This window comes from Limosilactobacillus galli (assembly GCF_947381495.1).
GTDB lineage: Bacteria > Bacillota > Bacilli > Lactobacillales > Lactobacillaceae > Limosilactobacillus > Limosilactobacillus galli.
The window spans coordinates 26008-51789 of record NZ_CANCWK010000001.1; the positions used below are offsets into that span (position 1 = coordinate 26008).

23 protein-coding genes are annotated in these 25782 nt (G+C 53.9%); 1 reads left to right on the forward strand and 22 read right to left on the reverse strand.

Annotated features, from left to right (window positions below):
* Positions 1–132 precede the first annotated feature (132 nt).
* The 16 genes from QOS10_RS00170 to yfmF all read right to left on the reverse strand — a co-directional run bounded on the left by QOS10_RS00170 (position 133) and on the right by yfmF (position 20329).
* A complete protein-coding gene (locus tag QOS10_RS00170; protein WP_283592969.1) occupies positions 133–1506 on the reverse strand; it encodes a DEAD/DEAH box helicase in 1374 nt (457 codons plus the stop codon).
* Positions 1507–1523: 17 nt separating this feature from the next.
* Positions 1524–2480: a DHH family phosphoesterase gene (locus QOS10_RS00175; protein ID WP_283592970.1), complete on the reverse strand. Its 957-nt coding sequence runs from the start codon at positions 2478–2480 to the stop codon at positions 1524–1526.
* 132 nt (positions 2481–2612) lie between these two features.
* Positions 2613–3524: a phosphogluconate dehydrogenase (NAD(+)-dependent, decarboxylating) gene (gene gnd, locus QOS10_RS00180; protein WP_283592971.1), complete on the reverse strand. Its 912-nt coding sequence runs from the start codon at positions 3522–3524 to the stop codon at positions 2613–2615.
* Between the two features lie 154 nt (positions 3525–3678).
* On the reverse strand, positions 3679–4140 hold the full coding sequence (yajC, locus tag QOS10_RS00185; protein ID WP_283592972.1) for a preprotein translocase subunit YajC: 462 nt from the start codon (positions 4138–4140) through the stop codon (positions 3679–3681).
* Positions 4141–4204: 64 nt separating this feature from the next.
* Positions 4205–5278 (reverse strand): tRNA-ribosyltransferase family protein, encoded by a 1074-nt coding sequence (locus tag QOS10_RS00190; RefSeq protein WP_283592973.1) that lies wholly within the window; start codon positions 5276–5278, stop codon positions 4205–4207.
* Between the two features lie 11 nt (positions 5279–5289).
* Positions 5290–6303 (reverse strand): Holliday junction branch migration DNA helicase RuvB, encoded by a 1014-nt coding sequence (ruvB, locus tag QOS10_RS00195; RefSeq protein WP_283592974.1) that lies wholly within the window; start codon positions 6301–6303, stop codon positions 5290–5292.
* Between the two features lie 15 nt (positions 6304–6318).
* Positions 6319–6912 carry a Holliday junction branch migration protein RuvA gene (gene ruvA / locus QOS10_RS00200; protein ID WP_283592975.1) on the reverse strand — a complete coding sequence of 198 codons (594 nt, stop codon included), beginning with the start codon at positions 6910–6912 and terminating at the stop codon, positions 6319–6321.
* A 19-nt stretch (positions 6913–6931) separates the two neighbouring features.
* Positions 6932–8950, reverse strand: coding sequence for a DNA mismatch repair endonuclease MutL (mutL, locus tag QOS10_RS00205; protein WP_283592976.1), 2019 nt, complete (start codon positions 8948–8950; stop codon positions 6932–6934).
* Between the two features lie 10 nt (positions 8951–8960).
* Complete coding sequence (mutS, locus tag QOS10_RS00210) at positions 8961–11648, reverse strand: DNA mismatch repair protein MutS (RefSeq protein ID WP_283592977.1); 2688 nt, start codon at positions 11646–11648, stop codon at positions 8961–8963.
* A 153-nt stretch (positions 11649–11801) separates the two neighbouring features.
* Positions 11802–13355 (reverse strand): ribonuclease Y, encoded by a 1554-nt coding sequence (rny, locus tag QOS10_RS00215; RefSeq protein ID WP_283592978.1) that lies wholly within the window; start codon positions 13353–13355, stop codon positions 11802–11804.
* Between the two features lie 182 nt (positions 13356–13537).
* Positions 13538–14611: a recombinase RecA gene (gene recA, locus QOS10_RS00220; RefSeq protein ID WP_283592979.1), complete on the reverse strand. Its 1074-nt coding sequence runs from the start codon at positions 14609–14611 to the stop codon at positions 13538–13540.
* Between the two features lie 90 nt (positions 14612–14701).
* Positions 14702–15949, reverse strand: a complete 1248-nt coding sequence (locus QOS10_RS00225) for a competence/damage-inducible protein A (RefSeq protein ID WP_283592980.1) — start codon at positions 15947–15949, stop codon at positions 14702–14704.
* A gap of 86 nt (positions 15950–16035) precedes the next feature.
* Complete coding sequence (gene pgsA / locus QOS10_RS00230) at positions 16036–16620, reverse strand: CDP-diacylglycerol--glycerol-3-phosphate 3-phosphatidyltransferase (protein ID WP_283592981.1); 585 nt, start codon at positions 16618–16620, stop codon at positions 16036–16038.
* A gap of 15 nt (positions 16621–16635) precedes the next feature.
* Positions 16636–17691: a helix-turn-helix domain-containing protein gene (locus tag QOS10_RS00235; protein ID WP_283592982.1), complete on the reverse strand. Its 1056-nt coding sequence runs from the start codon at positions 17689–17691 to the stop codon at positions 16636–16638.
* A gap of 84 nt (positions 17692–17775) precedes the next feature.
* Positions 17776–19074 carry an EF-P 5-aminopentanol modification-associated protein YfmH gene (gene yfmH, locus QOS10_RS00240; RefSeq protein ID WP_283592983.1) on the reverse strand — a complete coding sequence of 433 codons (1299 nt, stop codon included), beginning with the start codon at positions 19072–19074 and terminating at the stop codon, positions 17776–17778.
* A 4-nt stretch (positions 19075–19078) separates the two neighbouring features.
* Positions 19079–20329, reverse strand: a complete 1251-nt coding sequence (yfmF, locus tag QOS10_RS00245; protein ID WP_283592984.1) for an EF-P 5-aminopentanol modification-associated protein YfmF — start codon at positions 20327–20329, stop codon at positions 19079–19081.
* Here yfmF and QOS10_RS00250 point away from each other — a divergent pair.
* Positions 20324–20530, forward strand: a complete 207-nt coding sequence (locus QOS10_RS00250) for a hypothetical protein (protein ID WP_283592985.1) — start codon at positions 20324–20326, stop codon at positions 20528–20530. The two genes, yfmF and QOS10_RS00250, sit on opposite strands and share 6 nt — an antisense overlap.
* Here QOS10_RS00250 and QOS10_RS00255 read toward each other — a convergent pair.
* The 6 genes from QOS10_RS00255 to QOS10_RS00280 form a co-directional block, all read right to left on the reverse strand.
* Entirely contained in the window at positions 20527–21375 is an 849-nt protein-coding gene (locus tag QOS10_RS00255; RefSeq protein WP_283592987.1) for an amino acid ABC transporter substrate-binding protein, read from the reverse strand. The two genes, QOS10_RS00250 and QOS10_RS00255, sit on opposite strands and share 4 nt — an antisense overlap.
* A gap of 16 nt (positions 21376–21391) precedes the next feature.
* Complete coding sequence (locus QOS10_RS00260) at positions 21392–22069, reverse strand: amino acid ABC transporter ATP-binding protein (RefSeq protein WP_283592988.1); 678 nt, start codon at positions 22067–22069, stop codon at positions 21392–21394.
* Positions 22070–22085: 16 nt separating this feature from the next.
* Positions 22086–22727, reverse strand: a complete 642-nt coding sequence (locus QOS10_RS00265) for an amino acid ABC transporter permease (RefSeq protein WP_283592989.1) — start codon at positions 22725–22727, stop codon at positions 22086–22088.
* A gap of 465 nt (positions 22728–23192) precedes the next feature.
* Complete coding sequence (gene mreD / locus QOS10_RS00270; RefSeq protein WP_283592991.1) at positions 23193–23729, reverse strand: rod shape-determining protein MreD; 537 nt, start codon at positions 23727–23729, stop codon at positions 23193–23195.
* Positions 23730–23735: 6 nt separating this feature from the next.
* Positions 23736–24590, reverse strand: coding sequence for a rod shape-determining protein MreC (gene mreC, locus QOS10_RS00275; RefSeq protein ID WP_283592992.1), 855 nt, complete (start codon positions 24588–24590; stop codon positions 23736–23738).
* 109 nt (positions 24591–24699) lie between these two features.
* Positions 24700–25704, reverse strand: a complete 1005-nt coding sequence (locus QOS10_RS00280; RefSeq protein WP_283592993.1) for a rod shape-determining protein — start codon at positions 25702–25704, stop codon at positions 24700–24702.
* Between the last annotated feature and the right edge of the window lie 78 nt (positions 25705–25782).

Below are 25782 nucleotides of genomic sequence, written 5' to 3' on the forward strand. Positions count from 1 at the left end.
TATCAAATTTTATGAATGGGGAGCACCCGCCAGACATTCATCGGCCGTCACAGCAACCCGACCGTTTCTGAAAATCGTCCCTGGTGGACATATCCCAAACAAGCCATATTATAGCGAACTTAACCGCTAAAATCAACGGGCATTCCGTTCCCGACGGTGCTGACGTTGACGCTGACGCTTGGCCTTGCGAATCTTGTGACGGAGCTCCAGCTTGCGTTTCTGCTGCTCGTCTTTCTTGATGGCCCGCTTGATCCGCTTCTTGTAGCCCGGCTTGACCCGCTTCTTGGTCTTCTTGACAAAGCCTTTCATTGACGGATCCAGCTCCGCCTGCTTACGCCGGTACTTCTTCCGCCGGTTCCGGTCGTGGGTGGTTACCAAGCGGCCGCCCCGGAATTCCTTTGGGATAAATTTGATTCCCCGCTCTTCCAGCTTATCGATCAGGTCATCCTCAGCTGGTGCGTACAGGGTGATGGCCGTCCCGTTCATCCCGTTGCGGCCAGTCCGCCCTACCCGGTGAACGAAGTATTCGAGGTCGGTCGGGATATCATCGTTGATCACCAAAGAAACCCCGTCGATGTCAATCCCCCGGGCAGCCAGGTCGGTGGCCACCACGTATTGATAATCCAGGTTACGCACCTGCCGCATGGTCCGCTTCCGCCGGCGGGCCTCCAAGCCCCCGTGGATCATAGCCACCTTGAGGCCCTGCCCCTCCAGGTAGCGGGTCAGTTCCTCGACTCTTTCCTTAGTGTTGGCAAAGACGAGGGCCAGGTATGGTTCTCCCATCGTCAGGAGCCGGTAGATCAGCTGGTTCTTATCCTGGCCCTTGGTTGACATCAGCCAGTTCTGGACATCAGGGTTGATGACCGCCTGGGTCGGGATCTCCTCAACCTGCGGGTTAGCCATGTACTTCTTCAAAAACGGCCGCAACTTCTTCGGAATGGTTGCCGAGAAGACCATCATCTGCAGGTCCTCAGGGAAGTTGCTGGCGATCTGGTCAACCTGCTCCAAGAAGCCCATGTCCAGGGTCATGTCCGCTTCATCGACCACGAACATCGTTGCCGTGTGGATATCGAGTGCCTGGCTCTTGATCAGGTCCAGCACCCGACCGGGCGTCCCGATTACCAATTGTGGCTGTTTTCGCGCTAGTTGGTCGAGCTGGTGCTGCTTGTCGGTCCCCCCGACGTAATTATGAATGGTCAGCGGTTGCGGGGCGAACTTGTTCAGCTGCTTGGCCGCCGCGTAGATCTGGTAGGCCAGTTCCCGGCTGGGGGTGGTAATCACCGCCTGGACCGCCTGGACTTCAGGGTCAATCCGGGCAAAGAGCGGCAAAAGAAAGGCGTGGGTTTTCCCACTCCCGGTTGCCGATTGGCCGACCACGCTCTGCCCCTTCAGGACGTCGGGGATTACCCGCTCCTGGATGGCAGTCGGCTGGTAGAAGTTAATCGCTTGAACCGCCTTGATCAGGTACGGCGGCAGCTTAAAATTCTTAAACTTATTTTCAGTCATTAGTCAGTTCCTTTCGGTTATTTCGTTGCGTAATCCGTTGTCAGCTGGTCAAGCTCACTGATCACCTGCTTGATCTCTTCTTGATCCTTGGCCTTGGCACCGCTGGCGAGCTCGTGGCCCCCGCCATCATGCTGCTTGGCGAGGCCATTGATAGCAGGGCCCTTAGAACGCAGCCGGATCCGGTAGTGGCCGTCTGCCTGCTCGACAAAAATTGCCCAGGCACTGACATCCTTGATCCGCCCCGGCAGCGAAACCACGGCAGAGGTCCCGGCCTCGGTCAGGCCAAACTTGTCTAACAGTTCATTGGTTAAGACCACATAGGCAGCCCCATGATCCAGGATGGTCAAGTGTTCATAAACGTATGCGGACAGCCGGGCCAGTGGCAGGGTGATTTCATTCTCCCGCCGGCTGATGGCCGCGGCATCGGCACCGGCCGCCATCAGGGCACCGGCAACCAGCATCGTCCGCGGCGTCGTGGCGGGGTAAAGGAAGCGTCCGGTATCACCGATAATGCCGGCATAGAGGGCACTGGCCGCCTTCTTGGGCAGCTTCAGTTCCTTGGCAAAGTGCTGGTAGAAGGCGTAGATCATCTCCGAACAGCTGGAGGCATCCGGTTCAACCCACATCAGGTCGCCAAACGGCTCGTCGTTCGGGTGGTGGTCAATCTTGATCAGTTCGTCCCCATTGTTGAAGCGCCGGTCATCAATCCGGGGAGCATTTGCAGTGTCGGTAACAATCACCAGGGCATCGTCGAAGATGTCGTTATCGATCTCGTCCATCGTGCCGATCCAGTCAAAGCCGGGGATGTGCTTGCCGACCACGTAGATCTGCTTGTAGGGAAAGGAGGCCTTCAGGATTTCAGCCAAGCCCACCTGGGAACCGATGGCGTCCGGATCAGGACGCTGATGCCGATGGATAATGATTTTGTTGTACTTCTTGATTTGTGCGAAAATTGCTGCTAATTGATCAGCCATAATTATTTACCCTCTTATCCAAAATTTCTTCTAACAATTAAGTATACCAGTAATCGCCAGACGGGCCAATTTTTAAAACAAAATACCCCCTGCCGAATTGCAGGAGGTATTTTGATCAAACTAATCGTCTGATTAGTTCTTCTTAGCAGCGTCCATTGCGTGGCCACCGAAACCGTTCCGCAGTGCTGAAACGACCTTTCCATCGAAGGAGTCGTCTTGCATTGAACGGAACCGTTGACTTAATGCTTCGTAGATAACTGGCGTTGGTACTTGCTTGTCCATTGCGTCCATCAGGGTCCAGTGAGCTTCACCAGAACTGTGCATCCGACCAGCGATCTTGTCCAGGTGTGGGTCTTTTTCAAAGGCTTCTTGAGCCAATTCCATCAGCCATGAACGGATAACAGAACCGTGGTTCCACATCTTGGCAACAGCGGCGTTGTCGTAGTCAAAGTCAGAAGCTTCAAGAACTTCGAAACCTTCACCCATGGCTTCCATCATACCGTATTCGATAGCGTTGTGAACCATCTTGAGGTAGTGACCGGAACCAGCCTTACCAGTGTAAAGGTAGCCGTCCTTTTCAGCAATTCCATCGAACAGTGGAGCAAGACGTTCGTTGAAGATGTCTTCTTCGTCCCCACCGATCATGAAGTTACCATCCTTGAGGGCACCCTTCCAACCGCCTGAAGAACCGCAGTCGAAGTAGTGAATACCCTTTTCGGTGAACATGCGGTTGTGACGCATGGAGTCCTTCCAGAAAGTGTTCCCACCGTCGATAACCGTGTCATCAGCGTCAAGCAGGTTAGCTAACTGGTCCATCGTGGAGTCAGTTGGCTTGCCGGCTGGAACCATTACCCAAACAGTCCGTGGCTGGTTAAGCTTCTTAACCATTTCTTCCAGGGTGTAGGCAGGTTCGGCACCGTAAGAAGCAGCTTCGTCAACTAACTTCTTATCAAGGTCAAAGGCAACTACTTGGTTGTCGTTGCGCAACATGTTTTGGCAAAGGTGGATACCCATCTTACCTAAACCAATCAATCCGATTTGCATTAGATTTTCCCTCCTGTATTTACGGTCTCACTAAGGAAATGCAGCCCTCAGCAAGGGATAAGGACGCGTAAACGTCGTGTCCGGTTAAATGTCTGGTAAGTGCATTCAATCAGACGTCCGTTAAAAGTTTCCCACTTTTTGGGGAATTAGTCAATTACTTTTCCTGATCGTCAGCCTGACTGGCAGCTGAATCAGCCGTCTTGTCATCGTCGGCAGGTTCAGCGCTTTCAGCTGGCTGGGTACTCTCGGCAGAAGAAGCTGGGGCATCAGATGCTGCCGGTTGAGCTGCGGCCGCGTTGTCGTTGCTCTTGGTCTTAACGACCCGGGCAATGGCAACCATATCAAAGGTCAGGTAGATGCCTTCACAGTCCAGGGTTACCGTCCGGTCGGCCTGGTTGATTGAGTCAATCTTACCGTGGAGACGACCAATGGTAACAACCTCGTCACCAGGGTGCAGGTTGCTCATCATGTCCTGGTGCTGCTTCCGTTGCTTTTGTTGCGGCCGGATCATGAAGAAGTACATCAAAGCAATCATCAACAGAATCAGGATGATTCCAGAGTAACTGCTTGCGCCAGAATTGGCAGCGCCTAAAATTCCAAAAGTTAAACTATTCACAGTAATATCCATCCCTTCAAAAATACTCATCAATAACTGTAACAAACTTTATTATAAAAAGCCACTACTGGTCGCAAGGAGCGGCAAATTTACGCAGTTCTGCCGGTACCTGTCCCTCTGCGATCATATCCCGGATCCGGGCGACCAATTGGTTGATGGTGAACAGGTTATGCATAAGCAGGTAACGTTCCCCCACCGGTTGCTCTGTTACCAGCAGATGGTGAACAGTCGCGCGGGAAACCCCGGTGCGGCAGGCCGGACATTTACAGTGGTCTGCCAGTGGCCGCTGGTCGCTGGCAAGCCGTTCCCGATCCAAGTGCAGACGTTCTGCTCCGACCAGGGCGTTCCCCATGGCGGCTTCCCGGCCGGCCAGGTCGCTGTCGAGCAGGTCAACCCCGGCCAAGAGCATCGCAGCCAGCTGGTGGAGATCCCCAGCGGTTGGCAGGTAGCGCAACTTGGTCTCATCCAGCATACCAACTACCTCTGTGACCAGCCGGCTCTGTTCTTTAACTGGTACATTCGAAGCGACTCCCATAATGCTATAACCGGCAACGGCCGCGGGAATGGCGTTCAAACTGGCCCGCCGCACCCGCAACAGGCCGCCCCCAACAATTGGGGCCAGGTTCCCAGCAAGGGCCGGCTGTCCCGCTAGCCAACGGGCATTTTGTTCAGCCGCGGCGTTAAGATCGTCGACTGGGGCAAAGTAGCCGGCATCGCGGGCAAAGCCCTGGCTGATGTCAGCCCCTAAGCGTTTTTGCTCCGCAAGGGCATCCTGCGGAGTGTAGAACCGCAACTGGCCGTTATCAGGGTCGTGAAAACTGACCCCGTCCTGCTTGCGGCCCCGTGGTTTGGCCCAGCGGTAGGCCTGCTCTGACCCCGCGGCGGTTACCAAGACGCCAGGCCACCCCAGCAGAGCATGCAGGTCCCCGTAATCAGCGGCCGAGCGCCAGTAATCCAGAGCGTCCTGTTTGATGGCCTGCACACCGCAAGCCTTCAGTTCTGCTGGTGTCAAAGTGGTCAGGGCACTCCCCGTCTGCACAATGGCCGGGGTCGCCAGCTGACGACCGTTCACCTTTACCGTTCCGGTCCGCATTGACTGATAGCGATGGCTAATCTGAAATGTTAACTTCTTACTCATCGATTCTTCCTTCATTTTTCCGTTGGGTAACTGATCCCCAGGTGTTGGTAGGCAGCCGGGGTAACCACCCGGCCGCGGGGGGTCCGGCTGATAAATCCGATCTGCAGGAGGTACGGTTCGTACATCTCCTCAATCGTGTTGGTCTCCTCACCAATGTTGGCAGCAATTGTCTTCAGGCCGACCGGACCGCCATGATAGTAATTGATCATCGTCAGCAGCATCTTGCGGTCAATTCCGTCAAGCCCCCGCTGGTCCACCTGGAGGAGGTCAAGGGCCTTGCTGACAGTAGCCGAGTCAATGCTGGGCTTCCCGGCAACCTGGGCAAAGTCCCGCACCCGCTTGAGCAGCCGGTTGGCAATTCGCGGCGTCCCCCGGGACCGCATCGCCAGTTCATGGGCCCCCTCATCCTCAATCTTGGTATTGAAGATCTTGGCCGAGCGGAAGATGATCTGCTTGAGCTCGTCTTGGTTGTAGTAGTTCATGTGTTCAACAATTCCGAAGCGGTCCCGCAACGGAGCGGACAACATCCCGGCCCGGGTCGTGGCCCCGATCAGGGTAAAGGGCGGCAGCGGGAAGTGGACTGGGTGCGCAGTCGGACCCTCGCCAACCACGATATCGATGTAGTAGTCTTCCATCGCCGAGTAGAGCATTTCCTCTACGACCTTGGGGAGCCGGTGGATTTCATCGATAAAAAGAACATCCCCCGGCTTCAGCTCGTTAAGCATGGCCACCAGGTCCCCCGGCTTTTCGATTGCCGGCCCGCTGGTGGTCTTGATGTTAACCCCCATCTCATGGGCAATCACCATCGCCAGGGTGGTTTTCCCCAGTCCCGGCGGTCCGTACAGCAGAACATGGTCCAGGGCTTCCTCACGTGCCTGGGCGGCTTGAATGTAGACGCTCAGCTCATGCTTGATCTTTTCCTGGCCAATGTAGTCTTGCAGGCGTTGGGGACGGAGCGTCAGTTCAATCTGCTCCTCTGCGTCGTCTTGAGAGTGATCGGACATTAATCCATGATCCTCAGCCATCTAATCGCCTCCTCATCAATTAATCATCGCCAATGCCTGGCTCAGGTACTCCTGGGTTGTAGCGGCATCGGTCTTTAGCAATTGCTTCTTGATCCGTTTAATCTCCCGCTCCTTGTAGCCCAGAGCTGACAGGGCAGCCAGGGCATCCCGCAATGCTGGTGTTTCCTCGTCTGGAGCAGCTGCCGGTGATAGAAGCGGCGCGCTGCTCATATCGGCCACCTTATCCTTTAAGTCCAGGACAATTTGGGAAGCCGTTTTCTTGCCGATTCCAGGGAACTTCGTCAAATAGCCCACGTTGTCATTGGCAATCGCGTCAATCAGGCCCTGGTGGTCAGGGTTGGCCAAGATCGCCAAGGCACTCTTGGGCCCGATCCCAGAAACATTGATCAACTGCAAGAAGAGCTGCTTTTCGGCCCGGTCAACAAAGCCGAAAAGCGAGATGTTGTCGTCGCGAACGGCCTGGTAAACGTAGATCCGCACCTGTTTTTCAGAATCCTCCTGGAAGCGGTACGGGTTGGCCACAAACAGCTGGTAGCCGATCCCGCCGACTTCCAGCACAACATACTGGGGGGTCACACTCGTAACCAGCCCCGTCAAATATTCATACATTGATTCAACCTACTTTTCACTAAAACTCATGATCATCAAACTCGTCAGCAAACGGCGTATGGCTGTCCTGAATCCGCTTGAACATCTTCTCCAGATCCTGGTCGTTGAAGTGGACCGTCACCGGCCGCCCGTGGGGACAGTTGAAGGGGTTCTCGCACTGGGGCAAGCGGCGCAGGAGGGCCTTGGCCTCCCGATCGTCGAGGTGGTGATTAGCCTTGATGGCCCGCTTACAGCTCATCATAATAGCCGTCTTCATGCGAAAGTCGCGCACGGTGATCTTGCCATCCTTGATCAGCCACTCGATCATCTCCCGGGCGGTATCCTCTTCCTGCCCTTCCTTAAACCACGTCGGGTGGGAACGCAGGATGAAACTATTCTGGCCGAACGATTCCAGGTTCAGGCCCACCCCCGCCAGCGTGTCGAGGTGCTGATTAATGGTCATTGCATCAACGGTGGAATAGTTAAGCACTAGCGGAACCAGGAAGGCCTGCTGAGCAGAGCTGACCTGGCCGATCTCCTTGCGGTAGCGTTCATAATTAATCCGCTCCTGAGCAGCGTGCTGGTCAACAATGTAGAGGCCATCCCCGGCCTGGGCCAGGAGGAAGGTTCCCTGTAGCTGGCCAATGTACTGGAGGTCTGGGAACCGTTTCTTAGCCTTGTCGCTCTTGTCATGAACGTCCAGCTCCAGGTTCTGTGCCGAGTGCACCGGATACGCCGGCGCTGGCGTGTCTAACGGATGACCAAAGGGCTGGGTATCCCCTTCTGCTTGGTAATGCTCGTCAAATGCCCGCATGGCCGGACCGGTTAATTCGGCGGCATGGTGGATAACGACCGGCTCTGCCACCTGACTGTCGTCAGCATCGGCATCAGCGGGACCATCAACGGGACGGCTGGCTGGCTGCTCCTCTTCGGGGGCCGCCTCAGTGGAATTTGGTGCACTCCCGCCACCGACCTGGTAGTGGCCAGACGCCTCGTTCAGCCGCTCGTCAAGTTTGGCAACGTCTTCAGCGCTCGGCCCAAATTGGTCTGGGCTGACGTCGGGAATTAGGTTTTCACTGGCGATCCGCTCCCGAATCGTCTTGGCAATCAGCTTGGTCAGCTGGGGTTCCTTGCTCAGCCGGACCTCCCGTTTGGCCGGATGAACGTTGACATCCACCAGGACCGGATCCAGGTCAATGTTGACCACCGCAATCGGGTACCGGCCAACCATCAGCTTGGACTCGTAGCCCTGAATAATGGCCTTGGTCAGCTCGAAGTTGCGAATGTAACGGTGGTTAATCGTCAGCGTGATGTACTGCCGCGAGGCCCGGGTCAGTTCGGGCAGGGACACGAAGCCGGTTACCTTGAAGTCATCGTCCTCACCTGCGATCGGTAGCATCTTGCGGCCGGCCTTGATCCCATAGATCGCCGCAATCACCTGCTGGAGGTTGTCGTTGCCGGCTGACCGGAAGATCTCCTTACCGTTATGGGTAAAGCTGAAGGCCACGGCTGGGTTGGCCAGGGCCAGGCGGTTGATGATGTCGGTGATCCGGGTAAGCTCCGTCTGCGGCGACTTGAGATATTTCAGCCGCGCCGGCGTGTTGAAGAAGAGATCCGTGACCCGGACATCAGTTCCCTGGCGTGCCGGTGCGGGCTTCTTTTCGACAGTCTTACCGCCGCGAAGATGAATCTGCGTGCCCGCATCCTGGCCGGCCTGGGCAGTCACCAGCTCGACATCGGCAACGGAGGCGATACTGGGCAGGGCCTCACCACGAAAGCCCATCGTCTGTACCCTAAACAGGTCCTTCCGACTGGCAATCTTACTGGTGGCGTGACGGCGAAAGGCCAGCTGGACATCATCGCTGGTAATCCCATCGCCATCATCGATCACCCGGATACTATCGAGACCCGCGTTTTCAACGATGATGTCAACCCGCTGGCTATGGGCATCCAGCGAGTTTTCAACCAATTCTTTGACGATCGAAGCAGGGCGTTCAATTACTTCCCCCGCCGCAATCTGGTTGGCTAGGACCGTGTCTAGTTCGTGAATCTTTCCCAAGATACGCACCTCACTTCAGTTTTTCCTGCCATTGGTAAATCTGGTTCATTACTTCCATCGGGGTCATCCCCATCAGGTTGAGTTCTTTGAGCTGGTGAAGAATCTTATCCCCTTTGTTTGACCGGGTCTTCTTTGGGGCTGGGGCAAACAGCTCCATCTGCCCGTTGGCATCCACTGCCGGGGCCGGCGCTGGCCTGGTTGGCGCCGCACTGACCGGAGCCGCTTCTGCACTGGCCGGCGCTGTGCTCTCCTGTACCCGGTCCGCTGATGAAGAATCAGCTCCATAGCTTGCCGCGTTCTCAGCGGCCGGCGTCGGCAACGCATTCTCTTTATTCTCCAGCTTCTGGAGGATCTGATCGGCCCGTTTCAATAGCTGGTCAGGCATTCCCGCCAGCTTGGCCACGTGGATCCCGTAAGACTTGTCAGCCGGACCGGCACTGACCTTATGCAAAAAGACCAGTTCGCCATTCTTCTCCGTCGCCCCCACATGAACATTCTTCAGCCGCGGCAAGGCATCCTCCAGCGCGGTCAGTTCGTGGTAGTGGGTGGAGAAGAGAGTCTTCGCCCGGACATGCTGGTGAACGTATTCAATGATCGCCTGGGCCAGGGCCATCCCGTCATAGGTAGCGGTCCCCCGCCCAATCTCATCGAAGAGGATCAGGCTGCGGTCCGTGGCATGAACCAGGGCGTTGTTAGCCTCCATCATCTCAACCATGAAGGTACTCTCCCCGGAAATCAGGTCGTCGGCCGCCCCGATCCGGGTGAAGATCTGGTCAAAGATCGGCAGCTCTGCCGACTTGGCCGGAACAAAGCACCCCATCTGGGCCATCACCGCCGTCAGGGCCAGCTGGCGCATGTAGGTACTCTTCCCGGACATGTTGGGACCAGTGATCAGCAAGATGTCGGTCTGGTCGTCCATCATGACATCGTTTGGGACGTATTCCTGGTGCCCCATAAACTTCTCCACAACCGGGTGGCGGCCATCCTTGATCTTCAGGGTGTGGCCAGTGTTCATCTTCGGCCGGACGAAGTGGTAGTCTTCGCTGACCACGGCGAAGCTCTGCAGGACATCCAGCTCAGAAAGGGCCTGGGCCAGCTTTTGCAGCCGTTTGATCTCCTTCTTGACCCGTTCCCGGATATCAACAAAGAGGTCGTACTCTAAGGCCGTCGACTTCTCCTGGGCCCCCATGATCAGGGCTTCTTTCTCCTTCAATTCTGGAGTAGAGAAGCGCTCCGCATTCACCAGGGTCTGCTTGCGCTCGTAACGGTCTTTAGGAATCTTGGAAAGGTTGACCTTGGTAACCTCGATATAATAACCGAAGACATGGTTATAGCCAATCTTCAGGTTGTTGATCCCGGTGACCTCGCGCTCCTGGGCCTGGAGATCAGCAATCCAGCGCTTCCCGTTATTCATAGCGTCCCGATACTCGTCGAGCCGCTTGTTATAGCCCGTCTTGATCAGGCCGCCATCCGTGACGGAGATCGGCGGATCAGCCACGATGGCCCGGTCAATCAGTTCGGCAACGTCATTCAGCGGGTCCAGCCGCTTCGTCAGTGACTCAAAGACCGGTGAATCCAACGTTTCCAGGACATACTTGATCTTTGGCACCTGCTGGAGAGAAGTCTTGAGCTGGATCAGGTCCCGCCCGTTAACGCTCCCGTACGCCACCCGGCCAGCCAGCCGCTCCAGGTCGTACACCTTGATCAATTCTTGCTGCAGGTTGCTGCGTTCGAAATAGTGGTCTAACAACTCCTGGACCTTGTCCTGCCGCTCATTGATCCGGTCCTTATCGATTAATGGCCGGTCCAGCCAGCGCTTCAATAGCCGACTCCCCATGGCCGTCTTGGTTTCGTCCAGCAACCAGGAAAGGGTTCCCTGCCGCTTGCCGCTGCGCATATTAGTCATTAATTCCAGATTGGTCTTGGAGTAGTGATCGATCTTCATGAAGGCGCTCGGCCGGTAAGCCACCGCCCGTTGCATGTGCGCCAGTGACCGTTTCTGGGTGGTCAGCAGGTAGGATACCAGTAACGCTACCACGTGCTGCTGGTCCGGTGATTCCAGGTCCTGGGTCAGGTAGCTCACCTCAGCGTTCTTCAAAATCTCCGGCTGGTGGGACTGGAGGATGTTGCATTTGGCAAGCTGGTCAGTCAGCTCTTCCGGCAGCTGCCCGTCGACCACGGTCTCCTTGCTCTGCAGGTTGACCAACTCGTTGATAATCGCGTTGACGCTGTCGAGGGTAGTGGTCTTCAGCTCCCCGGTCGACAGGTCGGTGTAGGCCAGGTTAAATTGGCCATCTTTGGCACTGATCGCCGTCAGGTAGTTATTCTGCCGCGCCGCATCCCCGGTCAGATCCATCTGGGTCCCCGGCGTAATCAGGCGGGTCACCGCCCGCTTGACCATTCCCTTAGCCTTCTTGGGGTCCTCCATCTGCTCACAGATAGCAACCTTGTAGCCCTTGTCGATCAGGATGTCGACATAGTTCTTTACTGCCCGGTGCGGGACACCACACATGGGAATCGGGTTCTTGGCACTGTGATTCCGCGTCGTCAGCGTCAGTTCCAACAACTGGGCACCCTTAACCGCATCATCGTTGAAGAGTTCATAGAAGTCACCTAAACGATAGAACAGGAAGGCATCCGGATACTGGTCCTTCACCTTTTGATATTGTTCCATCATCGGTGTCAGTTTTTTTGCCAATAGATTCACCTCATTAAAAATTCACTAATCAAATAATACGGCAGCTCTTTATTTTTGCGCGTTTGACACATAGTTCAATTATATTTTCTGCCCTCATTCGGTGCAAGGAAAACAACGCAAACAAAAAAGAACTGGGGACACTCCCCAATTCTCTTACTTAGCGTAGTCCACTGCGCGTACTTCTCGAATAACTGTTACCTTGATGTGGCCAGGGTACTCAAGCTGCTGTTCAATCTGCTGCTTGATATCATGGGCCAAGGTGGTAGCTTGCAGGTCCGAAATCTTCTTCGGCTTGACGATTACCCGCAGTTCACGACCAGCTTGAATTGCGTAACTATGGTCAACACCATCGTAATTATTTGCTATGCTCTCCAGTTTCTTCAAACGCTGGATGTACTGCTCAAGCGACTCGCTCCGGGCACCCGGCCGTGCACCGGAAATGGCATCCGCGGCCTGAACCAACACTGCAATGATCGAGGTTGGGGCAACATCCCCGTGGTGCGAAGCGATCGTATTGATGACAACCTTATTTTCCTTGTACTTGCGGGCCAGTTCAACCCCCAGCTCGACGTGGGAGCCGTCAACTTCATGGTCAACCGCCTTCCCAATATCGTGAAGGAGGCCGGCACGCTTGGCCATGGTCACATCCTCGCCGAGTTCGGCGGCCATGATGCCAGCCAGCTTGGCCACCTCAATCGAGTGGTTAAGAACATTCTGCCCATAACTGGTCCGGTACTTCATCCGGCCGACCGTCTTGATCAGGTCTGGATGCATGGAGTGGATTCCCAGGTCAAACAGCGCCTGCTCACCGGTCTCCCGGAGCTGGGCATCCATTTCCTTGCGGGCCTTCTCCACTGCCTCTTCAATCCGGGCTGGGTGAATCCGGCCGTCTTGAATCAGCTTCTCCAAAGCAATCTTTGCAATCTCCCGCCGGACGGGGTCAAAGCCGCTGAGCACCACTGCTTCCGGAGTATCATCAATAATCAGGTCAATCCCGGTCAGGGTCTCCAGGGTCCGGATGTTCCGCCCTTCACGACCAATGATCCGGCCCTTCATGTCATCGTTTGGCAGGTTGACCACCGAGACGGTCGCCTCCGAAACCACGTCGGCGGCACTGCGCTGAATAGCCTCAACAATCAGCTTCTTAGCGTTCCGGTCAGCCGTCAGCTCGGCCTCCTGTTCGCTATCTCGAATCATTACTTCACGTTCGGTCTTCAACCGATCTTTCATTTCACGCAATAATTGCTCTTTGGCATCATCGTGCGTCATTTCGGCAACCTTCTCTAATTCCTGTTGCCGCTGCTCTACTAATGCCGTTGCCTTTTTCTGTGATTGATGAAGTTGTTCTGTTTGCTGGTCAAGCTTTTGCTCACGCGCACCAACCGTATTCTCCCGTTTCTCAAGGGCATCATCCTTGCGATCAAGCGATGTCTCACGCTGCAAAAGCCGATCCTCCTGGCGCTGGATCTCGTTGCGCCGCTGCTTGAGTTCTTCCTCAACGCTCTCGCGATAGCGGTGACTATCTTCCTTCGCCTCCAGGATGGCTTCCTTTTTCGCCGTAGCCGCCTTTTTCTTGGCGTCCGCAATAATTCCATCGGCGTTCTGGTGGGCTTCTTTAATCTGTTTTTCATATGAAGCCTTCCGAACTGCATAGCCGATAATAATCCCGACAACCATAGCAAGCGCGGCGAAAATTAATAATTTCATCATTTCACCTCCGCTTCAACTATTCTGTTGTTGGTTAATTAAATTAATTTCACCGTGTCATGTTAAAACATCACACAAATTAAATTTTAAGCTTGCCTAACAAGGGTGTCAACCATTGAATACGTTCGACAGTCAAAAAGAAAAGGACCGGCTGATCCTGCCAATCCTTTGGTCAGACAAGCCTAGTTTTTGCTTGCCTCTTCAATTGTCTCTTGCTTCTGGTCGCCGTCATGACCCTCGCTATCGGTACTCTTGGTATTTTCAAGCGGTGCCATTCCGTAGGCCACCCGTACCTTGTTCATCAATTCGGCCATCTGGTCCGGATGCTCAGCCAACCACTTCTTGGCGTTTTCACGTCCTTGACCAATCCGTTCGCTGCCGTAGGAGTACCAGGCACCGCTCTTGTTGACCAAGTCTTTTTCAACCGCCATGTCCAGCAACTCCCCAGTCTTGGAGATCCCTTCGCCGTACATAATGTCGACTTCGCAACGCTTAAACGGTGGCGCAACCTTGTTCTTAACAATTTTGACCTTGGCCCGGTTACCGATCACATCGGTCCCGTTCTTGATCTGTTCGGCCCGCCGAATTTCCATCCGAATCGTGGAGTAGAACTTCAGGGCCCGGCCCCCAGTCGTTGTCTCGGGGTTACCAAACATTACCCCGACCTTTTCACGAATCTGGTTGATGAAGATGGCAATCGTCTTGGTCTTATTGATCTCACCGGAAAGCTTCCGCAGGGCCTGCGACATCAGCCGGGCCTGCAGACCAACGTGAGCGTCCCCCATCTCACCTTCGATTTCAGCACGAGGAACTAAGGCCGCTACAGAATCAACCACGACCAGGTCAACCGCACCACTCGAAATCAGGGCATCGGCAATTTCCAGTCCTTCTTCACCGGTATCCGGCTGTGAGAGGAGCAGGTTATCAACATCAACCCCGAGGGCTTCAGCATATTGCGGATCCAGGGCGTTTTCGGCATCAATGTAAGCCGCCGTACCGCCCTGCCGCTGAACTTCCGCAACGGCATGCAGGGCCACCGTTGTCTTCCCCGAACTTTCTGGTCCGTAGATTTCTACGATCCGGCCACGAGGATAGCCACCAACCCCCAGTGCCTTATCGATTGCCAATGAACCACTGGAAATCGTCGCGATCTTCATGTCAGCAGCGTCCCCCATCCGCATGATGGAGCCCTTGCCGAAATTCTTTTCGATCTTTCTGATAGCAACATCTAGTGCTGCCTTTCGCTGATCAGCCAAATCAAAATTCCTCCTTTGCATCGAAATATCCGCTAATTAATGATAACAGTTTTCCACAAAAAAACAAGAAAAAAGCGAACAGCGGTTCGATTATTTAATAAGGGCCCGATAGAGCATCTGCAGGCCAGTCTGAACACTCCGCTGCCGGATTGCCTGCCGCCCGCGGTAAGCACCGAAGCGGCAGAGCCTGGTCTGGGTTGGGCGTCCAGCAATTGCCAGGCCGATCCAGACGGTCCCGGCCGGCTGCCCCTCAAGGCTGTCGGGACCGGCCACCCCGGTAAAGCCGAGGCCGACGTCTACGCCCAGCTTTCCCCGGCTCTTCTCGGCCATCTGAGCAGCCGTTTCGGCACTGACCACCCCATGCTTTTCGATTAGCTGAGGATCAATCCCTAACAGCTGCTCCTTGGCCGCCGCCGCATAGGTCACAAAGCCGCCATCAAAGACATTCGAGGCCCCCGGAACCGAGCAGATCGTGCTCTGGAACATTCCCCCGGTCAGGCTTTCGGCCGCCGTCACCCGCAAGTTGCGTTTACGCAGCAGATCGACCACCACATTGGCGAGCCGGCAGTCATCGCCAACCCCGAAGAAGAACGGTTCCTCCTTTTTGACGATCGCGTCCTGGGCGGCATCCAACAACTTGCTTGCTACGTCCTGCGGCTGATCACGCACGGTCAGCCGTACCTGAATGGCGTCCGGCTGAACATAAGAGGTAATCGTCACCCCCGTCAGATCAGCAGTCACCGCGGCGATCTCATTCATCAGTTGGGATTCCGGCCGGCTAAAGAAGTTCAGCGTCCGGCTGGTAATCTGGACGTGCTGGCGCACAACCTTGGTCAGGCGCGGCATGACCTCTTGGACAACCATCGGCTTGAATTCACGCGGCGGTCCCGGCAATACTACGAGGCGATGACCATCACGTTCGTACCAGCTGCCCAGGGCGAGCCCCACCGCATTCTTTAACGGTGAACCACCCGTTAGGTACTTGGCCTGCTGGATGTTCTCCGGCATCATCGCCTGGTGCCGCTCAGCAAAGGTCTCCTGAATCCACTGCCAGTGTTGCTGGTCCACCGTCAAGCCGGTACCCACAGCCTCCGCAACCGCCGCCAGGGTTACGTCATCAGCAGTTGGTCCCAAGCCGCCACAGACAAACACCAGTGACGACCGGCGCCAAGCTGCCCGAATCGCATCCACCATCAGGTCGTGACAGTCCGGAATAGCTAATTGGCGGTCAGCCGCTATTCCCAATGTGGCCAGCTGCCGGGCAAGCAGCGGCGCGTTTGTGTTTACAATCTGCCCGAGCACGATCTCCGTGCCGACCGATATAATCTCAGCATTCATTCTATCCACCCCTATATAGCCAATACGTAAATTATAGCCCGAGATACTAAAAAAGCTGGGAGAAAATCTCACCAGCTTAATAATGATTATTTGAAACCGTCGGAGAAGACACCCCGTCCTTGGATGAAGTAGTCGACCCCGGAGTAAACCGTGAAGAACAGGCAGATGTAGAGCATGATCTGGCCAAATGGAATCCCCCAGATGGCAAAAATCACGTTGTTTAACAGCAAGAAGATAATCGCAATGAACTGCGTGGTCGTCTTAATCTTGCCCGGCATCTTGGCTGCCAGCACAATCCCGCTCTGTTCAACCAGCAGGAGACGCAGGCCCGTTACGGCCAGTTCACGCCAGATGATGATTGCCGTGACCCATGATGGGACAACTTGATTACCTGTCAGGACGATGAAAGCCGTCATGACCAACAGCTTATCGGCCAGCGGATCGGTAAACTTACCAAAGTTCGTCACCAGGTGGTCCCGCCGGGCGAGCCGGCCATCCAGGTTATCGGTGATTGTCGCGGCAATAAACAGGATGGCCGCAATCAGTTGGGCAACCGGAATCGTGGCCCCCCAGAAGGTAACACTCCCCCAGGATAGCGGAACTACCATCAGAATCAAGAAAAATGGAATGATAATTAGCCGGACAACGGTTAATTTATTAGGTAAATTCAAGGTCTCATCCTCCAATTAGCGCGTCTGCGTATTTGTCTGCTGTTGTTGGTTATTAGCATTTGAGGTCGCCGTCGTGGACTGCCGGTTAGCAGTGTTAGCCGGCTGCTGGCTGAAAGCACTGCTGCTGATTGACGGCCGCTGACTGCTCCCGGTACTCGTCGTACTGCTGGATGAGGATGAGGAGCTGCTGGATTGCTGGTTGCCGAAGTTGATCGTAACCGTCCGCGTATTCTGGTAGCGGCCATTGTCAGTGAAGTCAATCGTCTGGTTGCCGATCCGCAGCTTAGTGGAACGGGCATTGCCGACCGTGATAACCAGGCTCGTCGTATCCCGGGCAACCTTGATGCTGGTCTTTTCGTTGGCGTTCAGGGTCCGGTTCAGCAGGGTATTGTTGTTAGCTTGCACCTGCATCCAAGCCCGGTCCGCCGGGTTAATCCGCAAGGTCGTATCAGCGCTCAGCCGGTCGGTTGTGTAGGTCACACTGGTATCGTTGCGGTTGGCCTGCTTAAGCTTAATGGTGTCTTTAGCCGTCTTCTTGACAACCTTCTTGCTGGATGAGGAGGCCTTCTTGCGGCTCTCACCCGAAACAGAAACGGAGCTGTTGTCAATCCGGGTTGAGGAGTCACGATGGCTCCGGGCAATAGCGGTGAACCAGATTGCCGCCAGGACCAGGATAATCACCACGGTAATGATGATTGTCGGTACGTACCGACGGCTCTTGTTAACCTGGTTGCTAATCGTCTTGCGTTGTCCAGCCCGTGACTCTACCGCCTGGGTAATGTGGTCAGAGTATTCAGCCGTCTTGGCCTTTGGAAGATCATCGTTGTATTCCTTGATCAGGTCGTCCCCATCCAAGCCGACCGTATCCGCATACTGCTTGACAAAGGCCCGGACATAGAAGTCGCCCGGCAGTTCGTCAAACTTTTCATCTTCGATTGCGATCAGGTATCGTTTCTGGATCTTGGTAATCTGCTGGAGGTCGTCAAGCGTGTACCCCTTGGCTTGACGGGCCTTCTGCAGCTTTTTACCGATCTCAACATGCTTTTGTTGTTCGCTATTGTTTTCACTCATTAGCCTATCTCCATTTAAATTATTCACATATCCTTGGACATTATATCATGTTCTCTTTAGAACTGAAGTTAAGAAAAGGTATCGTTATTGATGGTGGGGAACAACCTGGTATACCGAAATTCCCTGAGGCGTAATAAACTCCTTGGCCACCTGGTAAAGGTCTTCTAAGGTGATTGTATTCAGTGTCTGAATTTCGTCCATCAAGTTGGCACCGTCAAAAAGCCGACCAGCGTACCGGTTGGCAACGGCCTCCGGTGAATCCATCAGCCCGATCAGGCGGCCGAGTTCAGCCCGCTTGATCCCATCAAACCGGGTCCGGGCGGCATCAATCTGCTTATCGGCACTCTCCAGAATTGCCACAATTTCATCAGCAAAGCGTTCCATCTGGTCAGTGTTCGAGCTGAAGTAGGCAAAGTGGAAGCCCCGTTGCATCTCAAAGCTGTAGCCGAAGGAGTCGTCCAGGACTTCGTTGTTGTAAAGCCGCAGGTAGTTATCTGACGTGTCATCGAATAAGACGTCGAGCAGAAGATCAATTGCCAGCTTGTAGCGCAGCCGCTCGCGACCATCATCAAACTGTTTGATCCCCCGCAGGCCGACCATCACCTTTGGCCGGGCAATATTCATTGTCAGTGACCGGAACGGAATGACATCGTGGGCGGTCGGGTCGTTTAACTCGAACAGCCGCCGCGGCGTCTCGGCCGGCGGGAAGGCTTTGGCATCCTGGTTCTGCTCAATCCAGGCCAGGGTTTCTTCGGGATCCAGGTTGCCGACAATAAACAGGTTCATGTTCTCCGGCTGGTAGAAGGTTCGGTAGCTCTGCATCAGGATCTCCGGGGTGATCTTGCTGATGGAATCAACGGTCCCCGCAATGTCGATCCGCATTGGGTCGTGCGGGTACAGGTTTCCGATCAGGCCCAGGTAGAGCCGCCAGTCGGCATCATCGTCGTACATCTTGATCTCCTGGCCAATGATCCCCTGCTCCTTTTGGACCGTTTGGGCGGTAAAGTAGGGATCTTGGACAAAGTCGAGCAGGACATCCAGGTTCTCATGCAAGTGACTGGTGGTCGAAAAGAGGTAGCTGGTCTGGGTAAAACTGGTGTAAGCATTAGAGTCCGCCCCCAGCTTGCCGAACAGGTCAAAGGCATCATGGTCGGCCTTTTCAAACATTTTATGTTCAAGGAAATGGGCAACCCCATCGGGAACCCGGACCGAATCCTGTTCGTGGTATGGGATGAAGTGGTTGTCAATCGACCCGAAATTCGTCGAGAACGTCGCGTAGGTCTTCTGGAAGCCCGGCATTGGCAGCAGCTGAACAAGCAGGCCGTTAGCAAGCCGTTGCCGGTAGATTGTGCGATTAAATTCTTGATACGTTTGTCTATCCATCTGTTTATTTCTCACCACTCAATAAGTAAATTGCCTGCATCTTCACCATCTTGGCCACGCGGGAGATGTCCGCAGCCGTCACCGCGTTAATATTTTCGATCACGGCTGTCTCTTCCGGCAAGCTCAGCAGTGCCCGCAGGAGCTCGCGGCCCAAAATGTTATTGGCCAAGTCGTGACTCGCCCGGTACTGGTTGACCAAGCTATCCTGGACCTCAGCAAGCCGGTCGGCACTAAACTTTCCGGCGCAGATATCTGCCAGTTGCTGAGCAATCAGGTCCTCCACCTTCTGCGCATCCGCCGCCTGAATCCCCGTTTGGATCCCTAAAAAACCGGTAAATGGCAGCAGCCGGCTCGTCGCATAGTAAGCCAGACTAGCCTTTTCCCGGACGTTGGTAAAGAGTTTGGAGTACGGGGTTCCGCCGAACAGGCCGTTAAAGACCAGCCCGGCATAATAATTTTCGTCTTGATAGTAGACCGGCAGCTGGTAACCGAGGTTCAGCTTCGCCTGCACTACCGGCTGGTGCTCTACCTGGCGCTTAGGGGCCGAATAAAGCGGTTGCCGGTAGAAGGGCTGCAAGTCCGTTGACTGACGCGGAATAAAGGGCAGCTGCCCGAGGGCATCTTTAACCGCAGCCGGGTCCACGTCCCCCAGAACGAAGATGTCCACCCGGTCGCGTTCAATCATCTCCTGGTATACCTTAACCAGATTCTGCGCCGTCAGTTTGGCCAGATCAGCTACTTGGCCAAAACTCGGCACCCGCATGATCGAGTCATCCGGGTAGTAGAGGTTCATCAGCTGCCGGTTGGCATAAAACTGTTTGTCATCATACAAGGCCGTAATTGTCTGTTCAAGATTATGAGCCTGAATACGGAAGGTCGGCCCATCGAATTCGTTGTCGTCAATCAATGGGTGGAACAGGATCTCATTGATCAGGTCCACTACCTGGTCGAAAAGATTCGTCCCGGCAATCTGGTCATTAACAAAGCTGGCCCGTAGCCGGACGGTGTGCAGGCGGCCGACCCGGCCAACTCCCATGCCGACATAGGCCCCATAAAGCTTTGCGAGCTGCCGCGCCAACGCGGTCTGGGTTGGGTAGCGGTGGGTACTGGTCTCCAAGAGGTTGGCAAGGAGGTTGCGGGCCGTCGCGTTGTCACTGGTCTGTGGAGTGGTAAATGTAATCAGAACGTGCGTCATCTTAAATTGCTGGGTGGGAATAACGTGGAGGGCCACGCCACTGGCAAGATCAAAATGCACTGTGATGTTCTCCTTTCCATTAAATCAAACGTTTGTAAGCAGGAAAAACGTTCGCCAAACTTTTTTGCCGAATTAGTCATACTGAATAATGATACGTTAAACCGAGCTAAATTACAAACTAATCCCGGTATTTCAGTCAAATTAACCCCAAAAGAAAAGCTGGCAGATTCATCATCTCGCCAGCTTAATTCTGACTATTAATCATTATCGGGGCCCAGGAAGGTGCTGTTGGTCCCAAACCACTTCTCGTTGATCTTCTTCAGCTGACCATTACGCTGCAGCCTGCCAAGGCCGGCATTAATCTTCTTCCGGAGCGTCTTGTCACCCTTGCGCATCCCGACCGCGAAGTATTCAACCGGGAATTGACGGTTAACTTCGACTCGGTAGTCGGCCGGATTCTTCTGGTGCTTGACATAGTAGTTGGCGTAAACCTCATCCATCAAGATCCCTTGAATCCGTCCCGCATTCAAGTCAATGAAGGCGTTCGGGAAGGTATCATACATCACAGGAGTCTTGCCCTTGATCTTATCCTTCAGCAGCTTCGGGTGTTCGTTTAGAACCGTATCCCCGGTGGAACCGGTCTGAACCCCCAGGGTCTTCCCCTGCATGTCGTTGAGGTTGTTAATACGGTCCCGCTTCAGAGTAACCAGGACCTGCCGGTTAGCCAGGTAGTAGCGGCTGAAGGCCACCTTCTTGCGCCGACTGGCATTGACGGAGTAACCATTCCAGAGGAGGTCAATGGTCCCGTTTTTCAGCTCGGTTTCCTTCATTGACCAGTCGATCGGTTGAAAGTCGACCTTGATGCCGTACTGCTTGAAGACGGCCCGGGCCAGGTCAACATCGTAGCCGACCAGTTTCCCGTTCTTCTGGCGGAAGCCCATCGGCACAAAGCTATCGTCGAGGCCGACGATTACCTTCTTGCGCCGCTCAATCCGTGACCAGGTATCCTGGTGATTGGCCCGCGTCGTTACACTCTCACAGCCGGTCAGACATAGCGTGGGAATCAAAAGCAGCAGTAGCAGCCAGATTGCTTTGAACTTCTTCATACGCTTTTCTCCCCTTCTATTCCTTTTCCTTATCAACATCCTGAACCTGATCAAACGACTTGTCGAGGGCCTTGACCTTCAAGATATCATCGGCAATCTCGTCAGCAAAGTCAAAGTCGTGGGTAACCACCAGTTGGGTCATGCCGTCCTTCTTCAGACCCAGGATAATCTTGGCAACTTCCTTGCGCATCTCGGGGTCCAGTGCGGAGGTCGGCTCATCATAACAGAGGATCTTCGGGCTCATCGCCAGGGCCCGGGCAATGGCCACCCGCTGCTTTTGCCCACCGGACAGCTGCCACGGATACAGGTCGCCCTTAGTGCTCAGTCCAAGTTCCTTCAGCAATCGCTTGGCATCGCCCGCAGCTTCTTCTTTGGACTTCTTCAATACCATGATTGGGGCCAGAGTGACGTTTTCCATCACGGACAGGTTCGGAAAGAGGTTGTAGTCTTGAAAGACGACCCCGATCACCCGGTCGGATTCCGCCGTCCCCTGCGGATCAAAGGGCTTGCCATCGATGAGAAATTCTCCCTTGTCAGCTTGTTCCAGCCCCGTGATGCAACGAAGCAGGGTTGTCTTCCCGGCTCCAGACGGGCCGACGATACTGAGGATTTCGCCATCCTTAACCGTTAAGTTGACGTTGTCTAAGATGACCCGGTCACCGAAACTCTTGTATAAAGTCTTAACTTCTAACATTGGCAATTCCTCCTAATTATTTGAAGTATGAGTAGCGTTGTTCAACCTTGCGCAGAACCAGGGTGCAGATCCCAACCAGGATCAGGTAAATCACGGCGACCAGCAGCAGCGGTACCAGGGTAACATCCCGGGCTGTTGCAACGTTACCGGCCCGCAGGAGATCACCCAGACCGATAACGTAAACTAATGAGGAATCCTTAACCAGGTTGATGACTTCGTTCCCGATTGACGGAATGACGATCTTGACCACTTGGGGGATCACAATCTTACGCAGGGTCTGCCAGTAGCTCAACCGCAAAACCCGTGCGGCTTCGAACTGTCCTTCATCGATGGCTTGGAAACCGCCCCGGAAGATTTCCGCGAAGTAGGCGGCGTAGTTCAGGATAAAGGCCACCAAGGCGGCATCATAACGCTGGAAGACAATTCCGATAATTGGCAAACCATAGAATACAAAGATCAGTTGCAAAAGCAATGGGGTCCCCCGCATCAACCAGACGTAGATTTCAAGGATCCATTGCAGAGGCCGAACCTTGGAAATCAATCCCAAGCTGACCAGGATCCCCAGCGGCAGTGAGCAAAGCAGGGTCCAAAAGAAGATCTGCAAGGTCAGCCTGGCTCCTTGTAATAATGATGGCAAAATCTCAGTAACGTATTGCATATCAAGTCCTCCTTCATTCTCAAAACGCCAAACGATAATAAACAAAAAGTCCCCTAGGCCAAATGCCTAGAGGACGAATCAATCGCGGTACCACCCCATGTTCGTGACCGCCTCACAGCGACCACCTCGTTAAGTTCAATTTTGAAGCCGCTAAACAAAAAACGCCCTCGAGCCAAATGGCTACGAGGGCGTTTCCGCGGTTCCACCTCATCTTGTTGATCCCTCACGAGTATCAACCTTAGCGAGTTCAAAATTAAACTCCGTGCTGTAACGGGCTTCCCCGGGTTCCCCTACTGCTGATTTAGGAAACCAACTCACAGATGTGATTCAGGCATTTCGGAAGGTCCCTTCCCATCTCACGGGACTCGCTTAGCAACCAATACTACCCTACTAGTCTGTTCATTGTCGTTCGTGATATTAATTGTGTTGTATCTTACACTCTTCCCCATGACTTGTCAAGCCGCATCAAGCAGTTTTTTCGTCCGTCGCCCAATTAAAGATTGAGCGGATCGGCCAATAAAGAACTACAAAATAAACCAGGTTAAGGGCTAGGGTTGGCGCCAGGACGTGAATCAGGTAATCGCCAAAATCCGCTGACGTTACACCAACCAATGAGTAGGCCCAGTAATTGAGGGTCATGAAAACAACCAGGTCAATAAAGAAGATCATGATCATCGATAAAAACGACGAACTGAAATACTTGGACAGGATCGTTGTCAGACCGACAATGCATGGGAACAGAAACATGTACAGACCTAGAATGCCGAAATTGTATAAGTCGGCCACCACTCCGGCGGCCACGGCAAACGGAATCAGCGGAATCTCAATCCCATTTTCAAAGAAATAAGCCAGGGTTAGCCACAAGAGTACTAATTCGCTTGCCATTGAGTATGGGTAGTGAAAGAACAATGGCGCCCACACGTGACTGATTGCCCCGTCCAGAAACAGGCAGACAAACAAGCCCACGGGGAAAACGTATTTTAATCGTGATAATCGATACATTCTTCATCACTCCTGAGATGCCGATTCAGCGACCGTAACGATGTTGATGTCGTTAAAGTTCGTTGCCGGAGTAATATAAACCTTTTGGGCAAGGCCATAGTCGTCCTTGCCGATGCGGGCAACTTTACCAACATACAGGCCCTTTGGGGTAATGCCCCCCATACCGTTGGTCGTTACCCGGGCCCCTTTCTTAAGCTTGGCCTTGGAGTTAACCTGTCCCATGACCAGCTCACCGCGTGAGGCATTGTAACCGGTAATGATGCCGTTGACATCCCCGTCCGTGCAATGAATTGAGATCGCAAAGCGGTTGGATGATTCACTGGTGTCGCTGAGCAGTTCAACCTTGCTGTTGGTCTTATTGACCTCGGCGATCCGGCCGATCAAGCCGCCATTGCTCATTACCGGCATATTCTTCTTGATACCGCTGGATTGACCCTTATTGATCACCAGCTGCTGTTGCCAAGCTGATGGCGTCCGCATCAGCACGGCGGCCGTAACCGTATCATAATCGGTCATAGAGTTGTTGAGCTTGAGTTCCTGCTTCAACTGTTTATTTTCATGAGCCAGTGCCTGGTTGCGGACCTTTGTCTGGGCGAGATCCGTAACCTGCTGCTTCAGTTCCCGGTTTTCCGAGTAAGTATTCATCAAGTCATTAACCGAGCTGAAACTGGTCTGCAGCCAATTAACCGGCAGGGCCACGGCACTATCCGCAAAGCCGACAATATCGTTGCCAAACTGCTGAATCAGCGGTGGTGTGTTCCGGCGATTGCGCATGGTAATTGAGCCCGCCATCAGACCGAAGCAGACCACCAGAATTACCACAATAATAACCAACCGACGATTGGAAAAGAACTTGCGCATGATAATCCTCCAAATGTAATTTACAAAATAACAAAAGCGCGGCTAGACAAAACAAATCGTTTTGCGACCAGCCCCGCCCAATTGCCGAGCAGCCATGTACCTGCTCGTTTTATTTCTTCTTCATTACGTCGATGCTCTTAAGGGATTCGCCAGTCCCGATTGCCACACAGTCAAGCGGATCGTTGGCAATGAATACTGGCACCTTGGTAGCATCCGCAATTACATCTGGCAGGTGTTTCAGCAATGCTCCACCACCAGTCAAAACAATTCCGTGATCAATGACATCCGCAGCGATTTCCGGTGACGTTTCTTCCAGCGTCCCCTTAATAGCTTCGATGATGTTTGCAACCACATCTTGTAAAGCAGTCGAAACATCCTTGGCGGAAACCTCCATTGTCTTTGGCAGACCAGTAACCAGGTCCCGACCACGAACCTCAGTCTTGCCCATCTCATCAGCAGCTTCAACGGAAGCGGAACCGATATCCCACTTGAGCTTCTCAGATGTCCGCTCACCGATGAGCAGGTTCTTGTGCTGACGAACGTATTGGGCAATGGCATCATTCATCTTGTCACCGGCCATCCGAATGGAGCGGCTGGAAACAATTCCGCCCAGTGAAATGGTAGCAACATCAGTGGTCCCACCACCAATATCAACAACCATGCTGCCAGTTGGATCCATCACTGGAAGGCCGGCACCAATAGCGGCAGCAAAAGGCTCTTCGATCACATAGGCGTCACGTGCCCCGGCTACCCGGGTCGCATCGATAACCGCCCGTTTCTCAACTTCGGTAATGCCGCTTGGTACACAAACCATAACGTACGGCTTACCATTGCTGCTTCCTAAGGCCTTCTCAATGTAGTACTTCATCATGGCAACGGTCGTGTCGTAATCGGCAATGACCCCATCTTTCATCGGACGAATGGCCACGATGCTCTCTGGTGTCCGACCGATCATATCACGAGCGTCTGAACCGACAGAGATCACTTCATTAGTCTTGGCATTACGCGCAACAACTGATGGCTCACGCAGCACAATTCCCTTACCCTCAAGGTAAACGATTGTGTTGGCGGTTCCCAGGTCGATTCCTAGATTTTTGGTTCCAATTCCTAGCAATCTATTTCTTCCCTTCGTTTTTTTAACTGATAAATTCAAATTAATATCGTGGATATTATACCATAGCCAGTAAAGACA

Coding starts and splice junctions, on each gene's coding strand:
- QOS10_RS00170 (WP_283592969.1), bottom strand. CDS start 1,506: ATGACTGAAAATAAGTTTAAGAATTTTAAGCTGCCGCCGTACCTGATC.
- QOS10_RS00175 (WP_283592970.1), bottom strand. CDS start 2,480: ATGGCTGATCAATTAGCAGCAATTTTCGCACAAATCAAGAAGTACAAC.
- gnd (WP_283592971.1), bottom strand. CDS start 3,524: ATGCAAATCGGATTGATTGGTTTAGGTAAGATGGGTATCCACCTTTGC.
- QOS10_RS00190 (WP_283592973.1), bottom strand. CDS start 5,278: ATGAGTAAGAAGTTAACATTTCAGATTAGCCATCGCTATCAGTCAATG.
- ruvB (WP_283592974.1), bottom strand. CDS start 6,303: ATGGCTGAGGATCATGGATTAATGTCCGATCACTCTCAAGACGACGCA.
- ruvA (WP_283592975.1), bottom strand. CDS start 6,912: ATGTATGAATATTTGACGGGGCTGGTTACGAGTGTGACCCCCCAGTAT.
- rny (WP_283592978.1), bottom strand. CDS start 13,355: ATGAAATTATTAATTTTCGCCGCGCTTGCTATGGTTGTCGGGATTATT.
- QOS10_RS00225 (WP_283592980.1), bottom strand. CDS start 15,949: ATGAATGCTGAGATTATATCGGTCGGCACGGAGATCGTGCTCGGGCAG.
- QOS10_RS00235 (WP_283592982.1), bottom strand. CDS start 17,691: ATGAGTGAAAACAATAGCGAACAACAAAAGCATGTTGAGATCGGTAAA.
- yfmH (WP_283592983.1), bottom strand. CDS start 19,074: ATGGATAGACAAACGTATCAAGAATTTAATCGCACAATCTACCGGCAA.
- QOS10_RS00250 (WP_283592985.1), top strand. CDS start 20,324: ATGCACTGTGATGTTCTCCTTTCCATTAAATCAAACGTTTGTAAGCAG.
- QOS10_RS00255 (WP_283592987.1), bottom strand. CDS start 21,375: ATGAAGAAGTTCAAAGCAATCTGGCTGCTACTGCTGCTTTTGATTCCC.
- QOS10_RS00260 (WP_283592988.1), bottom strand. CDS start 22,069: ATGTTAGAAGTTAAGACTTTATACAAGAGTTTCGGTGACCGGGTCATC.
- QOS10_RS00265 (WP_283592989.1), bottom strand. CDS start 22,727: ATGCAATACGTTACTGAGATTTTGCCATCATTATTACAAGGAGCCAGG.
- mreD (WP_283592991.1), bottom strand. CDS start 23,729: ATGTATCGATTATCACGATTAAAATACGTTTTCCCCGTGGGCTTGTTT.
- mreC (WP_283592992.1), bottom strand. CDS start 24,590: ATGCGCAAGTTCTTTTCCAATCGTCGGTTGGTTATTATTGTGGTAATT.